The sequence below is a fragment of the Salinicola socius genome (genome assembly GCF_001937195.1).
Classification (GTDB): domain Bacteria; phylum Pseudomonadota; class Gammaproteobacteria; order Pseudomonadales; family Halomonadaceae; genus Salinicola; species Salinicola socius.
Genome location: NZ_MSDO01000009.1, coordinates 56194 through 74558, shown reverse-complemented (window position 1 = coordinate 74558; position 18365 = coordinate 56194). Strand labels below are relative to the sequence as shown.

General features: G+C 61.6%; 14 protein-coding genes. 7 read left to right on the top strand and 7 right to left on the bottom strand.

All coding sequences use genetic code 11. From position 1 onward, the window contains the following. Nucleotides 1-19: 19 nt before the first annotated feature. Nucleotides 20-982 carry a LysR family transcriptional regulator gene (locus BTW07_RS07445; RefSeq protein ID WP_075569541.1) on the top strand — a complete coding sequence of 321 codons (963 nt, stop codon included), beginning with the start codon at nt 20-22 and terminating at the stop codon, nt 980-982. Here BTW07_RS07445 and tmpT read toward each other — a convergent pair. Then, the gene (tmpT, locus tag BTW07_RS07440; protein WP_075569731.1) at nt 898-1560 is read right to left on the bottom strand and encodes a thiopurine S-methyltransferase; all 663 of its coding nucleotides are present in this window, start codon (nt 1558-1560) and stop codon (nt 898-900) included. The genes BTW07_RS07445 and tmpT overlap by 85 nt on opposite strands. A 469-nt stretch (nt 1561-2029) precedes the next feature. Here tmpT and BTW07_RS07435 point away from each other — a divergent pair, with 469 nt between their 5' ends. Continuing rightward, nucleotides 2030-6019, top strand: a complete 3990-nt coding sequence (locus tag BTW07_RS07435; protein WP_075569540.1) for a DUF4190 domain-containing protein — start codon at nt 2030-2032, stop codon at nt 6017-6019. A gap of 406 nt (nt 6020-6425) precedes the next feature. Beyond that, complete coding sequence (locus BTW07_RS07430; protein ID WP_075569539.1) at nt 6426-6821, top strand: hypothetical protein; 396 nt, start codon at nt 6426-6428, stop codon at nt 6819-6821. Between the two features lie 55 nt (nt 6822-6876). On the opposite strand, the gene BTW07_RS07425 is transcribed toward BTW07_RS07430, so the two are convergent. Together BTW07_RS07425 and BTW07_RS07420 are read right to left on the bottom strand one after the other, a co-directional pair. Further along, nucleotides 6877-8580 (bottom strand): mechanosensitive ion channel family protein, encoded by a 1704-nt coding sequence (locus BTW07_RS07425; RefSeq protein WP_075569538.1) that lies wholly within the window; start codon nt 8578-8580, stop codon nt 6877-6879. 113 nt (nt 8581-8693) lie between these two features. Then, nucleotides 8694-8834 (bottom strand): DUF2256 domain-containing protein, encoded by a 141-nt coding sequence (locus BTW07_RS07420; RefSeq protein ID WP_075569537.1) that lies wholly within the window; start codon nt 8832-8834, stop codon nt 8694-8696. Between the two features lie 223 nt (nt 8835-9057). On the opposite strand from BTW07_RS07420, the gene BTW07_RS07415 reads away from it, so the two are divergent. Both BTW07_RS07415 and BTW07_RS07410 read left to right on the top strand, forming a co-directional pair. Next, nucleotides 9058-9486 (top strand): DUF2231 domain-containing protein, encoded by a 429-nt coding sequence (locus BTW07_RS07415; protein ID WP_075569536.1) that lies wholly within the window; start codon nt 9058-9060, stop codon nt 9484-9486. Then, complete coding sequence (locus BTW07_RS07410) at nt 9483-11024, top strand: PQQ-dependent sugar dehydrogenase (protein ID WP_083941631.1); 1542 nt, start codon at nt 9483-9485, stop codon at nt 11022-11024. Before BTW07_RS07415 ends, BTW07_RS07410 begins: the two co-directional genes overlap by 4 nt. Nucleotides 11025-11122: 98 nt before the next feature. Here BTW07_RS07410 and BTW07_RS07405 read toward each other — a convergent pair whose 3' ends face one another. Together BTW07_RS07405 and BTW07_RS07400 are read right to left on the bottom strand one after the other, a co-directional pair. Next, the gene (locus tag BTW07_RS07405) at nt 11123-12850 is read right to left on the bottom strand and encodes an FAD-binding oxidoreductase (RefSeq protein WP_208605385.1); all 1728 of its coding nucleotides are present in this window, start codon (nt 12848-12850) and stop codon (nt 11123-11125) included. Between the two features lie 28 nt (nt 12851-12878). Beyond that, nucleotides 12879-13532: a glutathione S-transferase family protein gene (locus tag BTW07_RS07400; protein ID WP_075569535.1), complete on the bottom strand. Its 654-nt coding sequence runs from the start codon at nt 13530-13532 to the stop codon at nt 12879-12881. Nucleotides 13533-13676: 144 nt separating this feature from the next. Between BTW07_RS07400 and BTW07_RS07395 the strand changes: the two genes are divergently transcribed. Further along, the gene (locus BTW07_RS07395) at nt 13677-14573 is read left to right on the top strand and encodes a LysR family transcriptional regulator (RefSeq protein ID WP_075569534.1); all 897 of its coding nucleotides are present in this window, start codon (nt 13677-13679) and stop codon (nt 14571-14573) included. A 68-nt stretch (nt 14574-14641) separates the two neighbouring features. On the opposite strand, the gene lldD is transcribed toward BTW07_RS07395, so the two are convergent. Further along, nucleotides 14642-15838 carry an FMN-dependent L-lactate dehydrogenase LldD gene (gene lldD / locus BTW07_RS07390; RefSeq protein ID WP_075569533.1) on the bottom strand — a complete coding sequence of 399 codons (1197 nt, stop codon included), beginning with the start codon at nt 15836-15838 and terminating at the stop codon, nt 14642-14644. Nucleotides 15839-16200: 362 nt separating this feature from the next. Between lldD and BTW07_RS07380 the strand changes: the two genes are divergently transcribed. Further along, a complete protein-coding gene (locus tag BTW07_RS07380) occupies nt 16201-17763 on the top strand; it encodes a DUF2252 domain-containing protein (protein WP_075569531.1) in 1563 nt (520 codons plus the stop codon). 97 nt (nt 17764-17860) lie between these two features. On the opposite strand, the gene BTW07_RS07375 is transcribed toward BTW07_RS07380, so the two are convergent. After that, nucleotides 17861-18313 carry a DUF2846 domain-containing protein gene (locus BTW07_RS07375; protein ID WP_075569530.1) on the bottom strand — a complete coding sequence of 151 codons (453 nt, stop codon included), beginning with the start codon at nt 18311-18313 and terminating at the stop codon, nt 17861-17863. Nucleotides 18314-18365 lie beyond the last annotated feature (52 nt).

Genomic DNA, 18365 nt, shown 5'->3' with positions numbered 1-18365 from the left:
CTACGGACCAACAATCTCGATGGACAGATTCGAGGCGATGACGCTCTTCGTGCGCATCGTGGAAAGCGGCAGTTTCACCCGAGCGGCCAACGCGCTGGATATTCCCCGCGCGACCGCCACGCTGACGATCCAGCAGCTCGAAGCTCGGCTCGGCGTGCGATTGCTGGAGCGCACCACGCGTCAGGTGCGTCCGACACCGGACGGCGAGGCCTTTCACGAACGCTGCGTTCATCTGCTGGCGGAACTCGAGGATGCCGAGGCCATTCTTCAGCCGGTCGCGGACAATCCACGAGGTGTGCTGCGCGTCGAACTGCATGGCACTCACGCCAGCCGAATCGTGCTGCCACGGCTCGAAGCCTTCCATGCACGCTACCCGGCGCTGGAGCTGGTCATCACCACGGGAGACCGGCGCGTCGACCTCGTTGGCGAAGGTATCGATTGCGCAGTACGCAGTGGTGAACCCGAGGATTCCAGCCTGGTTGCCCGGCGACTGGCAACGCTGGAGCAGGTCATCTGCGCGAGCCCGGCCTATCTGGAACGCATGGGAACGCCCAGCACACCCGACAGGCTCCGCCACCATCACGGGATTCACTTCGTCTCCGGGTCCAGCGCGCCGGACAGGACGCTCGACCTGATCGTCGACGGCAAGACACGCGCCTTCACTACCGGGGGCTGGCTGACCGTCAACGATGCGGAAAGCTACGTGACGAGCGCCCTGGAAGGCTTCGGGCTGATCCAGCTGCCCCATTTCAGACTGGCATCGCATCTGGCCAGGGGTGAACTGGTGGAAATCCTGTCCGGGTGGAAAAAAGCGACGCTACCGCTTTACGCGGTCTATCCGCAGCGACGACAGCTCTCGCCTCGGGTTCGCGTGTTCCTGGAGTGGCTGACGACGATCTACGGCGCATGCTTTGGCGACAGCGACCAGGCGACTTCGACGAACCGAGACACACCGGCCTCGCGGAAGTTGAGCGAAGACTGAAGCACATCCTTGCGCGATCGCTCGGTGAGCTCGTAACGCCCGGCGTAGTGAGCCGCCACCTCTTCCGGCAGTACCGGAAATGGCGGACCGTCCTTCTCGGCGGCATCGTATTCGAAGGTGATCAGCAGCTGCGGCGCGCCCCGCGCCAGCGCCACGATCTGCTCGGCGTAGGCAGGACGCATGGCAGGCGGCAACGCCACCAGCGCGGCGCGATCATAAATGAGATCGACCGGGCCAAGCTCGTCGGCGGTCAGCTCGAAGATATCGCCCTGAAAGACGGTCAGATCCGCATACTGCCAGCGCTGCCCGCCGGGCCACTGCGTCACCGTCGGCTCGACACACAGCTCCTCGAACAGCTGCGCCACGGCGATCTCGCTCAGCTCCGCGCCGACGACCTGATAACCCTGCTCGAGCAGCCAGCCGATATCCAGCGTCTTGCCGCACAGCGGCAGGAATAGCCGCGCCTCGGCGGCCAGTTCGACGCTCGTCAGGTTGCGTTTGAGGATGGGGTGAACGAAGGGGAGATGGAAACCGAGCTGTTCGTTCTCCCAACGAGCCTGCCAGAAATCGTGCTCCATGACGCTGCCCTTCATCATTGTTCGACGCTAGAGAATAACGGCTGGCGTACGACAAGGCTGCTCGACATAGGTAATGACACTCCCATCGGAAATGAACGCCAAAAAGCTGACGCTCCAATAAAGATCAACTTTAGTTGAAAGATATATCCTGTAAAAACGCCTCAGAAACAAAACCCATCATAAATAAACTCAACAGCCCGGCAAGTTAACGCAATGTCTTCACTGCGGAGTGAACCCAAATCTTACGCTTCAGACTTTGGCTTTATTGATAAATCAATATGTCGGCAATCTCGGCTCTCTACCCAGATACGATTCGAATGATCGAAGCACCAAGAACGACCGAAGTACCAAGAACGACCGAAATACCAAGAACGATAAAAAAGTATCAAGAACGATCTAAGCACCAAGACCGATAAAAAGTATCAAGAACAGTCGACTTTGGACAAAACCAATCATCAGGAGCCACGCCATGGCCGTTTCAGGAGTCCTCGTCACGCCTCGTAGCGTCGAAACGACGCTGTCTCGCAAGTCCACCGATGACAACACATCCGATAAGGAAAACTCGGGCGTCGAGACATTCAGAGCCAACGCCAAGGAGAAGCGTTGGCAAGTCGTGGAGGAGACCGACGGGTTGCCCCCCGTCAGCAACCTGAAACCCGAGCGTGAAGACGCCACCACGATCACCTTCAAGTACGAGGGCAAGACTTACGCCGTGTCCGAGCATCTATCGCCCTTCAAGTACTCGGTGCTGGAAAACAAGCTGGCGGGCACCGAGATCAGCCAGACCGATAACAACATCGAGGTCAAGGTCGAGGACTCGGAAGCGACCGACGTCATGAACGCCAGGACGACCGAGGATGACAAGACGGTCGGAGAGCTGTTCAACGACACCATGAAGGAAGCGTGGGGTGATCTGGATCTCGACGACCCTCGTCGGCAGTACTACGAGCTGCTTCAAGCCAAATCTGCGCTGGTCAATGGCTATGGCATCCTGCCCTACCAGACCCAAGAGAATGCCTTTGGAACGGCCGACACGACGGGCTATCTCCCCAATCCGGTCATCATGGATCAGGCCAGCACCTACGGCTTGCTCAACGAAGAGGAGATCGCCAGCAAACTCGCCGAAGTTTCCCAGAACGAAAGTGTCGCGACTGGCGTCGACGACTTGATGCAGGGTGCCGTCGACAAGATCAAGGACAAGTCCGGCCTGACCCATCGCGTTCACGAGACCATGATGAGCCCCGAGTATCTGGAGATGCTCGAAGGCCTGGGCGACGATGCCGCCAAGACCCGATTCGCCAACGACATCAAGACGCTGGACTACCTGGATAGCGACAAGGCCAGCGAAGCGCGCAGCCAGATACTCGACAAAGGCCTGATCGACGAGATCACTACCGTCATCGACGAGGGCAGCTATTCCGACGAAGCACTGGAAACCGCCGCCAGCGATCAGGTTCAGAAAGGCCTGCAAGGCACGTTTTCCTCCATCTTTGGCATCACCTTCTCCGACAGGGCCGTCCAGAACTATCTCAAGAATGGCGAGGGCAACCTGCCCGACGACGTCAAGCGTGGGCTGGATAGCTACAAGGCGGCAGTCAAGATTGCCACCAACGCCGTCCTCGACTCTTTCAAGGAGAACGGCAAGTTCGATATCAAGGACGTCTCGTCGCGGATCTCCCAGGTCATCGGCCAGAACAACTCCGACCTGCCCACCGGGGTGAGAAACGGCGCCGCCGCACTGCTCCAGGCCAGCATGAAGAACGGCGTGCTGCCCGGCATGGGTGGCATCCTCACGGCCACCGCCGCGATCTATACACTCAACAAGAATCTGGGAGAAACCAAGGAGGACCGCATGGCGGCGGCGCGATTGCTGCTGATTACCGTGGCGACCTCCCCTGCCATGGCGCTGGCGGCCACCAAGACACTGGAAACCCTCTTCAACAAGCCCGGCATGGCGACTCAGCTCGGGCTCGAGGAAAACGACCAGCTTCGTCAGGGCTATGCCGAGCTGTTTCCGGACTCGACGAGCAGCGTTTCGGTGCCGGAGCTCGATGTCCACGAACTGGATTCTCTCGAGAGCCAGCGTCAGGCGATTTCCGGTACGCCCCCGCAGCTGGACGAACCCGATCTCTCACCGGGTTGGGCAGACGACGTCGAGCGCTTCTTCGACGAGATCGCCAGCGGTGACGGTGACAGCGCGCGCTTCGTCCCGCTTCCCGATGATGCCGACGTCGGTCTCGAGCAGGCGCTGGACGACCCCAACGACCGGATATCCAATGCCGGAAGCCAGAATGGTCAGAACCTGGCCGACAATCTCGACGCGCTGGACGCCGATAGCCGCGCCAGCGTGATGGGTATGGTCGACGAGCGCATCAGCAACATGGGGCTCGATCCGAGCGAAATGGACTCTCCCAGCAAGCTTAGAATCGTAGGCACGGTGCTGGGAACGGTCGGTGGTATCGCCGACGGCGCCGGTGGCGTCCTGGATATTGCCCTTGGCGCCATGTCGATCGACCAACTGCGCGACAATCCCGATGCCTTGCCCAGCGAGTACGCCGCCGCCTCCATGCAGCTGCTCGGTGGCGTGGGGATCGCCGGCATGGCGGGCACCCAATTGGCGAGCATGATCGCGGGGCCGGCGACGGCATCTGCGCTGGGCGTGGCCTCGGGCGTGCTGGGGATCGCCGGTGTCGGCTTCGGCGCCATTGCCGCCATCGTCACCGGCGTGATCGCCAAGCAGAAGCAGGACCAGAAGGCAGGCGAAGTGCGGGACGATTTCAACACCTGGAGCGGGCTCGGCGTCACCGAGGACGACTGGGGAGACAAGCTCAACTACGTGCTCCACGCCCGCTACGAATACAACTACTACCACGGCTCCAGTCGCTACGACGACCTCTACCCCGAAGACACGCCGATGTGGGAGGCCAGGCCGGAGCAGTACGAGGACTTCACCGACTACGTCGAAGAGCACGGCAACATCTCCGACGACTGGTTCGATGACTGGGACGACGATCACGACGCCGGCATCGGCGAAGGCACGCCGGATCCTTCTGGCCTGCCTCGCTTCGGTGACGACGGTAAGCCCGGCACCGCCAGTGATTTCAAGGAAGACGTCGACCGCGTCGACATCGGTTCGATAGCGCTGGCCGACGATGGCCGCATCATCTTCGTCAAGGACGGCGTCAAGCAGGTCATCGATCCGCTGATTGGTGAAAAAGCCGGTGAGGACGATCGCAAGGAGATCATCGAGTATCTCACCGATCTTCACGAAATCACCCATCCCGATGGAAAGCGCGACCAGAAAATCATCGACCGCATTACCCGGCTTCATGACGAATCCGATCGCTATAACGATATCGAGGATCTCAAGCGTGCGCTGGATGATTCACAGCCTTTTCTGTTGGGCAAGGATGGGGCACACAAGGCCGGCACGTTCGAGGATTTCGAGGAGGACATCGACCGGGTCGAGATCGACTCCATCGAACTGGACTCGACCGATAGCAGCAAGATCACCTTCATCAAGGATGGCGTACGCTGGCAACTCGACACCGAGAACCGCGGGAGTCTATCGAAAAGTGATGCCAACGATATCTTCGACTATCTGAAGAATCTCTACATCATGGTCCATCCGGAAGGCGAACTCGACCAGGAATTGGCAGACGAGATTGACGAGCTACTGGGGGGTTCCGACGACTACAACGATCTCGACGAGCTGCGCGAAGAACTCGGTCTCGGCACCGATCCCAGTGGACTACCGGTCTTCGGCGATGGTGGCATCCCCGGGACCTATGGCGACTTCAAGGAAGACATCGACCGCGTCGACATCGGTTCGATAACGCTGAAAGACGATGGACGCGTCATCTTCGTCAAGGAGGGAGTGAAGCAGATCATCAACACCTCCGAGGGCGACAGCACCGATCGGAGTACCCGGGAAAAGATCATCCGTTACCTGACCGACCTTCATGACATTGCCAGCCCCGATGGAACACTGGACCAGAACCGGGTCGATGAGATGAATGATGTCTTCGCCAAGACCGATAGATACAACGATACCGACGCCATCAGGCAGTATCTCGATGCCGACGCACCCGCGGCCTGGGATGAAAATCCGGGAACGGTCAGTATCTTCGGCGATTCGGGATCGCCGGGCAATTTCGGGGATTTCAAGGAGGATATCGACAAGGTCGACGTCGCTTCCATTAGAGTGGGACGCGGATCCGGCAATGACCAGATTTACTTCAAGAAATCGGGTACCTGGTACGTGCTGACGCCCAATGCCAATAGCAAGATCGAAGGTGAATTCGACAAGTTCACCAATTATCTGACCGAACTTCACGACATTACCCGCCCGGATGGCGTCCTGGACAAGCGGCTCGCGGCCAGGATCGATGAACTGCTGGGTAGCAGCGACGACTATAATGATCTGGATGACTTGAAGGCGTTTCTGAACATCGATTGAATCTGGTTGACCTGCCGATTTCCCATCCGCCGATACCGTCCGGCGGATGGAAAACGGTAACCCCGAGCGCCGCCGACCCTTCCTTCTCTAGCCGCGATCACCTCCGCCTGACCTTACGCCGCAAAAAAGTGGGACGGAAAATATCAGCCCCATCAGATACCTATAAATATATAGATTAAAGTCAAAAATCTTAATTAAAGTTCGCCTCCCCACGCGCCGATAGCAAGGGCCGGTCCAGTCATCACTGGATATCTAGCCGTCAGGATCTATCCGGTGGGCGTAAGCGATTCCGCGTATCGACCATGGAGACGGCACTACAGATACCGTCACGCCGCTTAGCGGCCGATATCAGAGAACCGTCGACATGAAACCGATACACACTCGCTCGAGACTGACCCGCTCGATAATGCTCATAGGAGCCGCGCTGGCAACCATCACGCTCACCGGATGTGCCACGACACGCGCTCCGGGGCTGGGTACGGCACTGGACGCGGCTACGACTGCCTACGCTCTGGATCATGGCTACAGCGAGGCCAATCCGCTCCTATCTTCTATCGGCGATCCGTACCTCACGGCGCTGGCGGCTGTGGGCGTGAAGCAAGGCATCAAGTACTCACTCCACGAGTACGGCGGATTGAGTGAAGACTGCGCCCACTACGGCGTGGAGACCGCCGGCATGGCCGCGGGCGGCTGGAATTTGGCCGTGCTGGCGGGCGCCGCGACAGGGCCGGGGCTGATCGTCGGCCTGCTGTTCGGCACCGGCTACTGGATGTGGGCCGATGGCGAGGAAGCTTGCCGGTAACTTCAGTGTCTGGCGCCCGGCCCAGAACCCGAGCGCCAGCGCGATCAATCCGCGGTCACTGGGTGACGTCATCGTCACCGGCAGTGGTGTGGCCGCGGGCGATGTCCCGATGACTGATCACGACGACCTCCCTCGGCCACCATTCGGGATGCTCGTCGCGAATGAATGCCAACAGCTTTTCTCTGACACTCACCTCGGCGGCCCACCCCGATAATGGATCGATCGTCATCAGATAGCAGGTGACCGTCTGCGCCGGGCCATTCTGATCGGTGACACAGCAGAGCAGCTTGTGATGCTCGATGACGTTCTCCTCGGCCTTGGCGAATTCGAGGAACTTTTCCCTCACCAGCGAGATATCGGCGCTCAGGTGCAGCGTCAGCACCAGGCTCCGATACTCCTTCGTGCTCTTGGCGGAGAGATTCTCGAACGCCTTCGATGCAAAATAGGTGACCGGAACGATGAGGCGCCGTTCGTTCCAGAGTCGCAGCCGGATATAGGTATAGAAGATCCCCTCGACATAAGCCCACTGCCCCTCGAACGCCACCAGATCGCCGACCCGTATCGGCTTCGCCAGCGACAGCTGGAACGACGACAGGATGTTGCCGAGCACCGCCTGCCCCGCCACGCCCACCAGAACCGCCAATACGCTGGCCGAGGCCAGAATCGACAATCCTAGCGTCTCGAATAGCTGGATCTGGCCCAGCACGTAGATCGTGACCGCCGTCACCATGATCAGAATGATGATCCGACGCACCGCGTACAGCGTGGTCAGCAGCTTGCGCTCGTCCTTGGGTTTGGAGTCGTCGATCTGCCCGGCGAGGCGGCGAGTCATCTTCAGCATCATGGTATCGACCAGACGCAGTGCAACGGCGCCGGCGCCCCAGGCCAGAATGGCGATCAGCACGACTCGCAGCGTGATGGTTGCCGCCGCCGAAAAGGAAACGACGTAATCGAGTAGCGCCTGGGTCAACAGCGACATCACGATGAGTGCCACGGGGCCGCGAATCTGCTTGGCAAAAATGCTCGGCGAACCGGACGGCAGCCAGCGTGTCACCCACTCGACCAGTCGATAGACGCCCTTGCCAACGAGGGCGACGCCCAGCAGCACCAGCGGAATGGCGATCCATTCCCAGATCCTGAGCACCCCGAAGGAGCCCTTGAGGCTTTCCGGTATGTGTCGCTCGAATTCTGTTGGGCCGTACTCCCGATAGAGTGCCGGAATCGCGGCCACGCTCTCCGGCATGATCAGCCAGACCGGCTCCTCGTTCCCCAGCTGGTATCGCCCCAGCCGGATGTCATAGGCGTTACCGTCGGCCTCGAGGGAAGCCAGCTCGATATCCCGACGCGGCTTACCGGCCTGAGGACTCTCTCCCGTCGGATCTTCGATGGCAGCGTCCTGGCGCCCGGAAAGGCTGGAGATCCGTATCGATTTGCCCCGCTGGAATATCTCGGAGAGCTGCCGGGCCAGTTCGGCACCCCGTTCGCGCTGCGCCGCCGGTGTCAGGTCGGCGAGGTTGAGGATATGCGCCGCCGCCTCGAAATTCCCGCTATCGGTGAGATCCCGGAAGGTTCGCATCGATTCCCGAGGCGTTCTGAGCTTGACGGAGCCCGGCGCCTTCCCCAGTCCGGTGTTGAGCGAATCGAGGGCGTACCAGTCCTGCGCGGTCCCCTCGTCCTGCGACTGCGCCAGACACACGCTGGAGACCAGCAGTATCACGACAGCCAGCATCCATCGTTGCCACGAGCCGATTCTTTTCATCCGTGCGTCACCGCTCTAGTGAGTCATCCGTGTAGTCCATCCGGCGGATCATCCCGACTTCTCCGGAGCGCGTCCATCACGTGGATCAACCACCCAAGGCCCGTCCGTGCGGGTCAGTCTCGCCCCTGGCGCCGACATCGCTCCGAGCAGTAGACGACATTCTCCCACTCCCGCGCCCACTTCTTGCGCCAGGCGAACGGCCGCTGACAGACGGGACATATCTTGGTGGGGAGGTTGGTTTTTTGATGCGCCATGATGGTCCATGAGATGACCTCGTCTGGCTCGGCGCAGTCGAGAAACCGCGAAGACAGCGAGCCAGGTCATCGTGTTCAGGTGAAGAGTCTCCGAGTGGACTAGACTCCAGCCACAAGGACGACATATCAGCGCAAAGATAGCATTTTCGCTGGGAGAGTTGTCTCCATCGAGATGTCCCCCGGGCGCAGGATGCTGCCGCCTCACTTGCAAAAGGAGCTTGCCATGATTGCCACTGCCGACCGACCGATACGAAGCGGGCCGAACCCGCTGCATGGAATGTTGCTAGCCGGCGCCTTTCCGCTTTTCCTGGGTGCCGCGCTAAGCGATTACCTGTATTCGACGAGCTTTGAAATACTCTGGAGCACCTTCTCCTCCTGGCTGATCGCCGGAGGTCTGGTGTTCTGTGGCCTTGCGATGATCTGCGCGCTGATCGGGATTTTTCGACCCGCCGGTAGCCGCGGCCTTTCCGTACTCTACTTCGTGCTGTTGCTGGTGACCTGGGTTCTCGGCTTCATCAATGCGTTGGTCCATGCCAGAGATGCCTGGGCGATGATGCCGACGGGCCTGACTCTCTCGATCGTCGTCGCGGTGCTCTCGTTGGTCGCGATCTGGATCGGATTCACCAGCCGCAAGACCGGAGGTCTTTCATGAAATACGCACGCCCTTTCGCCCGCCTGCGTTACGCCGCTCCACTTTCGATCCTGCTGCTGGCCGGTGGCGCCAATGCCGCCGATGTCGATCCACAGTATGGCGCCAATCCGGAACTGCCCGATCCTCAACGCGGCCTGCTACCCAACATGGGCGTACCGGAACAGGCGCCTTGGGATGACGAGCTTCCCACGGTCCCGGATGGCTATAGCATCAAGGCCATTGCCACCGACCTCAAGATCCCGCGTCAGACGCTGGTGCTGCCGAATGGCGATATTCTGGTTGCCGAAGGCAGCGGCGGCCATGCCCCGAAACTCAAGCCGAAGGATTTCATCGCCGGCGTGATCAAGGCGAAGGGCAAGACCTCGGTCAAGGGCGGCAACCGCCTGACGCTGCTGCGCGACAGCGACGGTGACGGCACCTACGAAGAGCAGACGGTTTTTGCCGAAAACCTCGACGCGCCCTACGGCCTCGCGCTGGTCGGCAACGATCTCTACGTCGCCAACCAGGATGCCCTGGTGCGGTTCGACTACCAGCAAGGCCAGACTGAAGCCAGCGGTGACCCCGAGGTGGTGACGCCGCTTCCCGCCAGGATCAATCATCACTGGACCAAGTCGCTGGCGGCGAGCCCGGACGGCCAGCACTTGTATGTCGGTATCGGCTCCAACAGCAACATCACCGAGCGCGGCATGGAAGCGGAAGTCGACCGCGCCGAAATCTGGGAGATCGATCCGGAGACCGGTGCGCACCGCGCCTACGCCACCGGCGTGCGCAACCCCACCGCACTGACCTTCCAGCCGGATACGGACGAGCTGTGGGCGGTCGCCAACGAGCGAGACGAACTCGGCCCCCATCTGGTGCCGGACTATCTGACCTCGATTCAGGAAGGCGGCTTCTACGGCTGGCCGTACAGCTATTGGGGGCAGAACGTCGACCCTAGGGTGAAGCCGGAGAACCCGGAGCTGGTGAAATCGGCAATCGCGCCGGATTACAGCCTGAGCTCCCACCGCGCACCACTCGGTGTCGACTTCTCCAACCCGGCCGTAGGGGGACAGTTCGCGGATGGCGCCTTTGTCGGCGAGCACGGCAGCTGGAACCGCGCCGATCCCGTCGGTTACAAGGTCGTGTTCGTACCGTTCCAGAACGGCGAACCTGCCGGAGACCCCATCGACTTCGTTTCCGGCTTTCTCACCGATGATGGCCGGACGCGTGGCCGCCCGGTCGGCGTGACCGTCGCCCCGGATGGCTCGGTGATCATTGCCGACGATCTGACCAACGCGGTGTGGCGCGTGACGCGGGACGGTGCCAGCGCGGAGCAGGATAGCGGCACTAGCCAATCCGCCGCCGCCGGGGATGGCGCGGCCGTGCCCGCGAATGAATCCACGATGGCTGAAGAGGGTTCTGCCGCAGCCGCGGATGACGCCACCATGTCCGGAGACGAGTCTGGTACGGCGATGGAATCCGACACGAGCGGTGAACAAGCCACCGCGCCGGACGACGGATCGGCCACGTCCGAAGGCGAGGCCAGCAACTCTCCCTGAATGTCATCGTCTCACGATCGCCTGACGCAGTGATGCTGTCGCGCAATACCCCAAGGGCGTTTCCCCCTTGGGGTATTTTTTGATCCCTACGATCCGTTTCACCCCGCCGGGCCGAACGTTTCGAAGCCGATCCGCTCCGCATCGACACCACGATCTTCCAGCCCGGCGCTGAGCTCGGCGAGAAACCGGGCCGGACCGCAGAGCAGATAGCTCGCCTCCCGCCCGGCGCCGAGCCCGAGAAGGTCATCGGCCGTGATCCGTCCCTTGACGTCGTAGTCGATAGCCGGCCTGTCGCTCGACCGCGGGGCACTGTAGAAGATGCGTCGCGCCACGCTGCCGGACTGGGCCAGCAGCGCCTCGACCTCGGCCCGGAAGGCGTGAACCCCGCCATTGCGCGTGCCATGCACGAACCAGACCGGGCGGCGCTCGTTGTCCGCTTCCGCCACGACCGCGTGCAGCATCGCGAGCATCGGCGTGATACCCACGCCGGCGCTGACCAGCACCAGTGGTCCGTGCCGAGGAGGCACGACGAATTCACCCGCGGGCGAGCGCGCCGCGATCCTGTCGCCGATACCGATCCGGTCATGCAGAAAGCGCGACACGACGCCCCTATCTTCCCGCTTGACGCTAAGCCGATATGTCCCCGCGAATGGCGATCCCGAGAGCGAGTAGCTGCGACCGACCCGCGCCGGGCGGTTGGCAATGGACTGATGCGGTATTTCCAGCTCGACCGCCAGATGCTGACCGGCCTCGAAGGGCGGAAGCGCGCGACCTCCGGCATCGGCCAGATAGAAGGAGGTGATCTGGTCGCTTTCGATCACCTTGTCGACGACTTCCAGTCGCAATGGTGCCTCGTCTTCGCGATGCCATCTCAGGGCCAGTGCCGCCGGGCGGTCCACGACCTGCTCGACGGTCACCTCGATCCATCGCTTCGCGTTCGGGTCGAGGATCTCAACTCGACTCTCCTGCGGCGCCCAGTCGATGCGGGCCCGGCCGGTGATCTGCAGCATGCCGCCGCTCTCGAAGTCGACGAACAGCAGCCCCACGCGCGGGTCCTGGATCAGATTGCCGATCGTGTTGAAGAAGTTGTTGCCGGCGTAGTCCGGGATCTGCAGCGTTCCGTTCTCGGTCACCCGCACGAAGCCGGGATCGCCGCCCCGGTGAGAGGCGTCGTAACCTCGGCTCATGCTTGTCTCGCTGCCCGGTTCTCCGCCCGATTCGCCGCCGGGGGCAGAACTGAAGCCGGAGCCGATAAAGAAGGTATCGGCCGCGACGATCCGAGCCCGCTGCTCCGCCGCCAGTCGATCCGATACGGTCGCACGGGTATCGATCGCCGGACCGACCCACCGCCATTCGCGCTCGCGAATGTACTGCGGGCAATTGCCGAAACTCTGTCGCACCTCGATGACGAAGGCATCGCCAGCGGGTCTGATCACCCCATTGACACGGTTTCGCCGCCGCGTCGCCGGTTCGATGCCGAGCAGACCCACATCGGTTCCGGCGCCGAACGTCGACGCCAGCGGATCTTGAGCACCGAGTTTCGCCGCGACCGTCAGCTGGCGCGGATCGGGTGCGGCGATGAATCCCTGTTTCCCTTCCAGCAACGTGACCCAGGGACGCCCGGTTTCGTCGCCGGCTGCGAGGACCACGAAAGGCAGGCTGCTGAAAAACTCACGATGCTGCGCGGGCATGTGATCGCGGATGAAACGACCTGCCGAGCTGGCGATACTGGCCACCCCGGCGCGCCGCTGCGCCTCGAGTTCGCCTTCGTGGAACGGCGGATTTTGGACAGTCGTCTCTTGGGAAGGCATCGTTTCGTGTGTCATGACCGACCTCCGTTCGAACCTTTTCGACTCAGGCGAGTACCGGCGAGCGGGCCATGCCGATGAAGCGTGGCAGTGACTCGAGACGCGCGAGCCAGGCCCGGACGTGCGGATAGTCGGCGAGACCGACGCCACCTTCCGGCGCATGGGCGATATAGCTGTAGCCCGCGATGTCGGCCAGCGTCGGCCTGTCGGCTGCCAGCCAGTCGCGACCGTCGAGATGGGCGTCCATCATCACGAAAAGCTTATGCGCCTTCGCCTTGGCGCCCTCGTGATCGAGCGGGGCGTCGAATACGGTGACAAGACGCGCGGCACAGGGGCCAGCGGCGATCTCGCCCGCCGCGATGGAAAGCCAGCGCTGAACTCGAGCCTTCTCGATCGGATCGGTGCCGATCCAGAGAGCAGGATCGCCGTAGCGCTCGACCAGATAGACGAGGATGGCGTTCGAATCCGAAAGCGCAATGCCGTTGTCATCGATCGCCGGCACCTGCCCCAGCGGGCTGATCTTCAAGTAGTCAGGCTCGTGATGGGCGCCGTTGGCCATGTCGAGATCGACGTTTTCGTAGGGGATCTTCAACAGCGCGAGCATGAGCTCGACGCGGTGGCAGTGGCCGGACTTGGGGTTGCGATAGAGTTTTACGGGCTGATCGGTGAGGGCGTTGGTTTCAAGGTCGGCGCTCGACATGACAGGCTCCTTAATCCCATGGATGGGTGGGGTTATCGAAGAAGCCACTGTAGATCCTTACGAGTGGCGGAAGAATCGGTCTATTCTGAAAGGCACCACTTTGCATGCTGAAACTATCATTGACCCCGAACTGAGCAAGACGTCATGGATCGCCTTCAGGCCCTGAAAGTTTTCGTCGCCGTCGCCGAAGCGGAAAGCTTCGCCAAGGGTGCCCGCGCCACCGGGCTCAGTGCGCCTTCAGCCACACGAGCCATCAACATGCTCGAGACCGCCCTCGGTGCCCGGCTTTTCACCCGCTCGACGCGGCGAGTCAGGCTGACCGAGGTCGGCCAGACGTATCTCGGGGAGGTGCGAGAGATCCTCGCTCATCTGCAAGCCGCCGACGACATGGCCTCGGGCGCAGCCAACACGCCCGTCGGGCAACTGCGAATCACCTGTCCACAGGAGTTCGGGCGAATCTACGTCGCGCCGCTGCTCACCGAATTTCTCGATGACCATCCCCAGGTCCGCGCCGACGTGCTGATGGTGGACCGCATCGTCAACCTGGTCGAGGAAGGCTTCGACATCGCCGTACGCATCGGCCACCTGCCCGCATCCGAGCTGGCCGCCGTCCGCATCGGCCAGGTCCGCCGCGTCATCTGCGGGTCGCCCGACTATTTCGCCACGCGCGGCCGGCCCGAACATCCGAGCGAGCTCGTCTCTCATCGCGTCGTTTCGAGCGGATCCACCCCGCCGCTGAACGAGTGGCGCCTCGGGAGGGATGGGACGCATGTCGTCCGGGTCAATCCTCAGCTCACGGTCAGCAGCCTGGCTGCGGCCATCGATATCGCCAGACGAGGCTGGGGCCTGTGCCGTGTGCTGTCGTATCAGGTCGGGCCCGATCTCGGGTCGGGCCGTCTCCAGACCGTTCTGGAGAAGCACGAACCCGCCCCGCTACCGATTCATCTCGTCCATGTCGAAGGACGCCGAGCGGCGGCGAAGGTCCGCGCCTTCATCGACTTCGCCGCCTCGCGCCTGCGCCAGATCGAGGGTCTGCGCTGAGGTCGCCTGCCGATCGACGGCATAGACGACGATCAATCATCGATCGAATCGTCAGTGACGATCACCAATCAGAACGCCGCTTTATCGGGCTCCGCGACCGCCGGACGCTGCTCGCCCTTCAGCTCCCTCGCGACGGAATCCAGATGATCGGCGCTGATATCGGCCGGCGAGTTGGCACCGATCAGCGTCATGGTCACGCGCATGTCGGCGGCGATCAGGTCGAGCAGATGCGAGACGCCACGCTCCCCTTCGGCCGCCAGTGCATAGGCGTAAGCGCGGCCGAGCAGGACACCCTTGGCACCCAGCGCCAACATTCTGATCACATCCATCCCGGAGCGAACGCCGGAATCCGCCAGCACCGTCAGTTCGTCCCCGACCGCCTCGACGATACGCGGCAGCGCCTGGGCGGTGGGAATCGCACCATCGAGCTGGCGCCCGCCGTGGTTGGAGACAATGATGCCATCGGCGCCCATTCTTACCGCATCTCGCGCATCTTGCTTGTCCAGCAGCCCTTTGATGACCAAATTGCCCTTCCAGCTATCCCGAATCCACTCCAGTTCGCTCCAACTGATGGAAGGGTCGAAGTTCTTGGCCAGAAAGCCCATGTAGTCGTCCATGTTCATCTGGCGGCCGGTGTAGGCTTCGATATTGCCGAACGACAGCGGCTTGCCCTGGAGGGCGACATCGAACGCCCAGCGGGGATGTGTCAGCGCTTGAGCGTACTGGCGCAGCTTGGCGTGAGGGCCGGACATGCCAGAGTGGCGATCGCGGTAGCGCGACCCCGGTAGCGGCATGTCGACCGTGAACACCAGCGTTTTCATGCCAGCAGCCCAGGCTCGCTCCAGCGCATTCCGCATGAAACCGCGATCCTTCAGCACGTAGAGCTGGGACCACAACTCCCCCGCCGCAGCCTTTGCCACCTCCTCGATCGAACAGACGGACACCGTGGAGAGCGTGTAGGGAATGCCCGCCTTCTGCGCGGCTCGCGCCGCCTGCACTTCACCGCGACGGGCGTACATGCCGGTGGCCCCGATCGGTGCCAGCGCCACGGGCATCTGCCAACGGCTACCGAGCACGTCGGTTTCGAGCGTCGGCGTGCCGCCGCCCTGCAACACCCGCTGGCGCAACGGAATCGCCTGCAGCGCCTCGACGTTGCCACGCATGGTGCTCTCGGTCACCGCACCGCCATCGAGGTAGTCGAACAGAAAACGAGGAATACGACGTTGGGCGGCGCGCCGGTAATCGGAAGGACCTGAAATGATCATGGATTCGCCTTAACGCTCGGTTCGGGAGCGATGGAAGTGACGCTCGGTACGGGAGCGATGGAAGTGACGCTCGATACGGGAGCGATGAAAGAGACGCTCGGTTCGGGAGCGATGAAACGGGCGCTCGTCGTAGGCGGCGATGAAAGAGAGACGCCGTTTGACCGTAGCGTATCAACTCTCTTCGAAAAAAATCGGCTCGCGCGACCGGGACTTTAGTCTAGGCTGGATACCGGCAATTGCCTCAGCAAGTGCTTGGCCACCCCGCTTCGGCGCACGCATGCAACCGCCAGGCAAGTCGTGCATGCTGGACCCCTCAACGACCTCTCCATCTCCAGCGCAGTCAGGACAGGCAAGGAGTGCCCATGAACCAGCAAGCAGAACCTACGCGCCAGGCGCTTTACGAACGCGCTCAGCAGCGGGATATCCCGGGGCGTTCCTCGATGAGCAAGGCGGAACTGGCGGCAGCGCTCGAGCGGCGCTTACCTGCAGAGCCTGCGCCCGAGGAGCCGGAGGCGGCGACGCGTTTCGACACCTTCAAACGTCTGGCGGAAGCCGTGGCTGGTGGAGAGTTCGTGCTGCGCCCGCGCGTGTTGACCGGCCACTATCGCCGCCGCCACGTACGCCAGACGCTGCGCGAGGATCACCGGACTCGCATCGCGGACGGCTCCGAAGACGCTACCGTCAAGTTCGATCAGCTCTCCGACTCGCTGTTCTCGTTCTTTCGCGGCACGGCGCTGCTTTTCTATCGCGACATGGCCGGCGAAGATGCCTGGATGCCGACTGTGCTGGCGCTGGGTGACGTCCACCCCGGCAATTTCGGCGTCATGCCCAACGTGAACAACGTGCCGATCTTCTCGGTCAACGATTTCGACGAGGCCTATTACGCCCCGTTCACCTGGGATATCAAGCGTGGCGCGGTCGGTTTCATGATCGCCGCGGAGGCCGAGGGAGAGCTCAAGCGCAAGCATCAGATCAAGATCGTGCGCCATTTCGTGCGGGGCTATATCGAAGAAATGGAGCGATTGGCTCGCGAAGGCACCGAGCAGGATGAAGAGATGCGCTACGACAACGCGCCCAAGCTCATTCGCAAGTTGTTCAAGGACGCCGACGAAGACCGCGCGGAGTGGCTGATCGACGACTATCTCGACGAGAGCCGCTGCGGCTTTCGCCCCACCCAGAAACTGGTGCCGATCTCGTCTCGTCGCGACGAATTCCAGACGATCACCGACCGGCTGATCGAGGAGAACGAGATCGAGGTCCCGGAACGCGCCAGGCGCATGGACAAGGAAGGGCTTGACGAGAAAGGGTTGAACGAGGAAGGGCTGAACGAGAAAGCCATGCGCGTGAAGGATGTCGCGATACGTCGCGGCCAGGGCACTGCCTCGCTGGGTCTCAACCGCTACTACGTGCTGATCGAAGGCCCCGAGCGCGACGGTACGGACGATCTGATCATCGAGTTCAAGCAGGCCCGACGCTCTGCCCTATCCGGTCTGGTGCCGCCTTCGGCCTACGAGCTCGACACCCTCGCCGAGCGCGTCAGCCACGCCCAGGCCGTGCATCTGGTACGCGGCGACGTATTCTACGGCCACGTCGAGTTCGACGGTCTGAGCTATCTATCGCGCGAGCGCGCCCCGTTTCGCGACGATATCGACCTGGACGATCTCTCCAAAAGCGAGTGGAAGGAGTACGCCCGCATCTGCGGCGGCGTACTGGCCACCGTGCACGCCCGCTCCGACGAATCCGGCAGGGTCGACTACAACATCGAACCGGCGATCGTGAAAGCCATCGGCCCGCCGGCACTGTTTACCGAAGACATGGTCGAGTTCGCTGTTGAGGCCGCCGACCGCGTGCGCCGCGACCACGAAATGTTCCGTGAGGATCACGCCCGGGGGGCGTTCGAGCATCTTGATTGGGTGCATCGGTGAACGACGCGATAGCAGTACGTCAGCGGGAGCGGGAGCGTTTCCATACATCGAAAAGTCCTGGGTTTTCAGGGCTTCTCTGATGAATAGCGAATACGCCTTAATGCGGTGCGGCCAAATGACAGCACTCTCGCAAAGCCTTCATACCCTCCTCTTTTTTCTTCATTTCGAGACCTGCCCCGCCAACGAACACACCCATTTTGATGTACTGCTCGACGAAATAATTTTCGCCGGCTCTGGCGGTAAAGACGAGCTTATTGTCACTGAACTCGGATTCCGTCGACAGGCTGTGCTCGCCCGGCTCGACTAATTCGTAGAAATAGACTCCATTGGCCGTCTCACCAATAAGTTGGCCATCCAGGGTGACAGACTTCTTCAATGCCTTGCCCATGAAGCTGTCACGGTAGACGTAGAGGCCAGCGTCACCTTCTGGAGGTGTGGGGAATTGCTTGAGTGCCAAATCTTCGTCGCTGGATCCCATGGGCACCGAAGCGCACCCTGAAATCAGCAGCGTCGTTGTGATGAGTGCGCCGAGAATCGCTTTCTGATACATCACTGTTCCCTTTTTGAATCTTTTCTTGGTATTTGCCGCGGCAAGCCGCTAA

Bases quoted from the DNA above. Each gene is read 5' to 3' on its own strand.
- lldD (WP_075569533.1), bottom strand. From the start codon at position 15,838: ATGATCATTTCAGGTCCTTCCGATTACCGGCGCGCCGCCCAACGTCGT.
- BTW07_RS07425 (WP_075569538.1), bottom strand. From the start codon at position 8,580: ATGAAAAGAATCGGCTCGTGGCAACGATGGATGCTGGCTGTCGTGATA.
- BTW07_RS07400 (WP_075569535.1), bottom strand. From the start codon at position 13,532: ATGTCGAGCGCCGACCTTGAAACCAACGCCCTCACCGATCAGCCCGTA.
- tmpT (WP_075569731.1), bottom strand. From the start codon at position 1,560: ATGGAGCACGATTTCTGGCAGGCTCGTTGGGAGAACGAACAGCTCGGT.
- BTW07_RS07430 (WP_075569539.1), top strand. From the start codon at position 6,426: ATGCTCATAGGAGCCGCGCTGGCAACCATCACGCTCACCGGATGTGCC.
- BTW07_RS07375 (WP_075569530.1), bottom strand. From the start codon at position 18,313: ATGTATCAGAAAGCGATTCTCGGCGCACTCATCACAACGACGCTGCTG.
- BTW07_RS07410 (WP_083941631.1), top strand. From the start codon at position 9,483: ATGAAATACGCACGCCCTTTCGCCCGCCTGCGTTACGCCGCTCCACTT.
- BTW07_RS07415 (WP_075569536.1), top strand. From the start codon at position 9,058: ATGATTGCCACTGCCGACCGACCGATACGAAGCGGGCCGAACCCGCTG.
- BTW07_RS07445 (WP_075569541.1), top strand. From the start codon at position 20: ATGGACAGATTCGAGGCGATGACGCTCTTCGTGCGCATCGTGGAAAGC.
- BTW07_RS07380 (WP_075569531.1), top strand. From the start codon at position 16,201: ATGAACCAGCAAGCAGAACCTACGCGCCAGGCGCTTTACGAACGCGCT.
- BTW07_RS07405 (WP_208605385.1), bottom strand. From the start codon at position 12,850: ATGACACACGAAACGATGCCTTCCCAAGAGACGACTGTCCAAAATCCG.
- BTW07_RS07435 (WP_075569540.1), top strand. From the start codon at position 2,030: ATGGCCGTTTCAGGAGTCCTCGTCACGCCTCGTAGCGTCGAAACGACG.
- BTW07_RS07420 (WP_075569537.1), bottom strand. From the start codon at position 8,834: ATGGCGCATCAAAAAACCAACCTCCCCACCAAGATATGTCCCGTCTGT.
- BTW07_RS07395 (WP_075569534.1), top strand. From the start codon at position 13,677: ATGGATCGCCTTCAGGCCCTGAAAGTTTTCGTCGCCGTCGCCGAAGCG.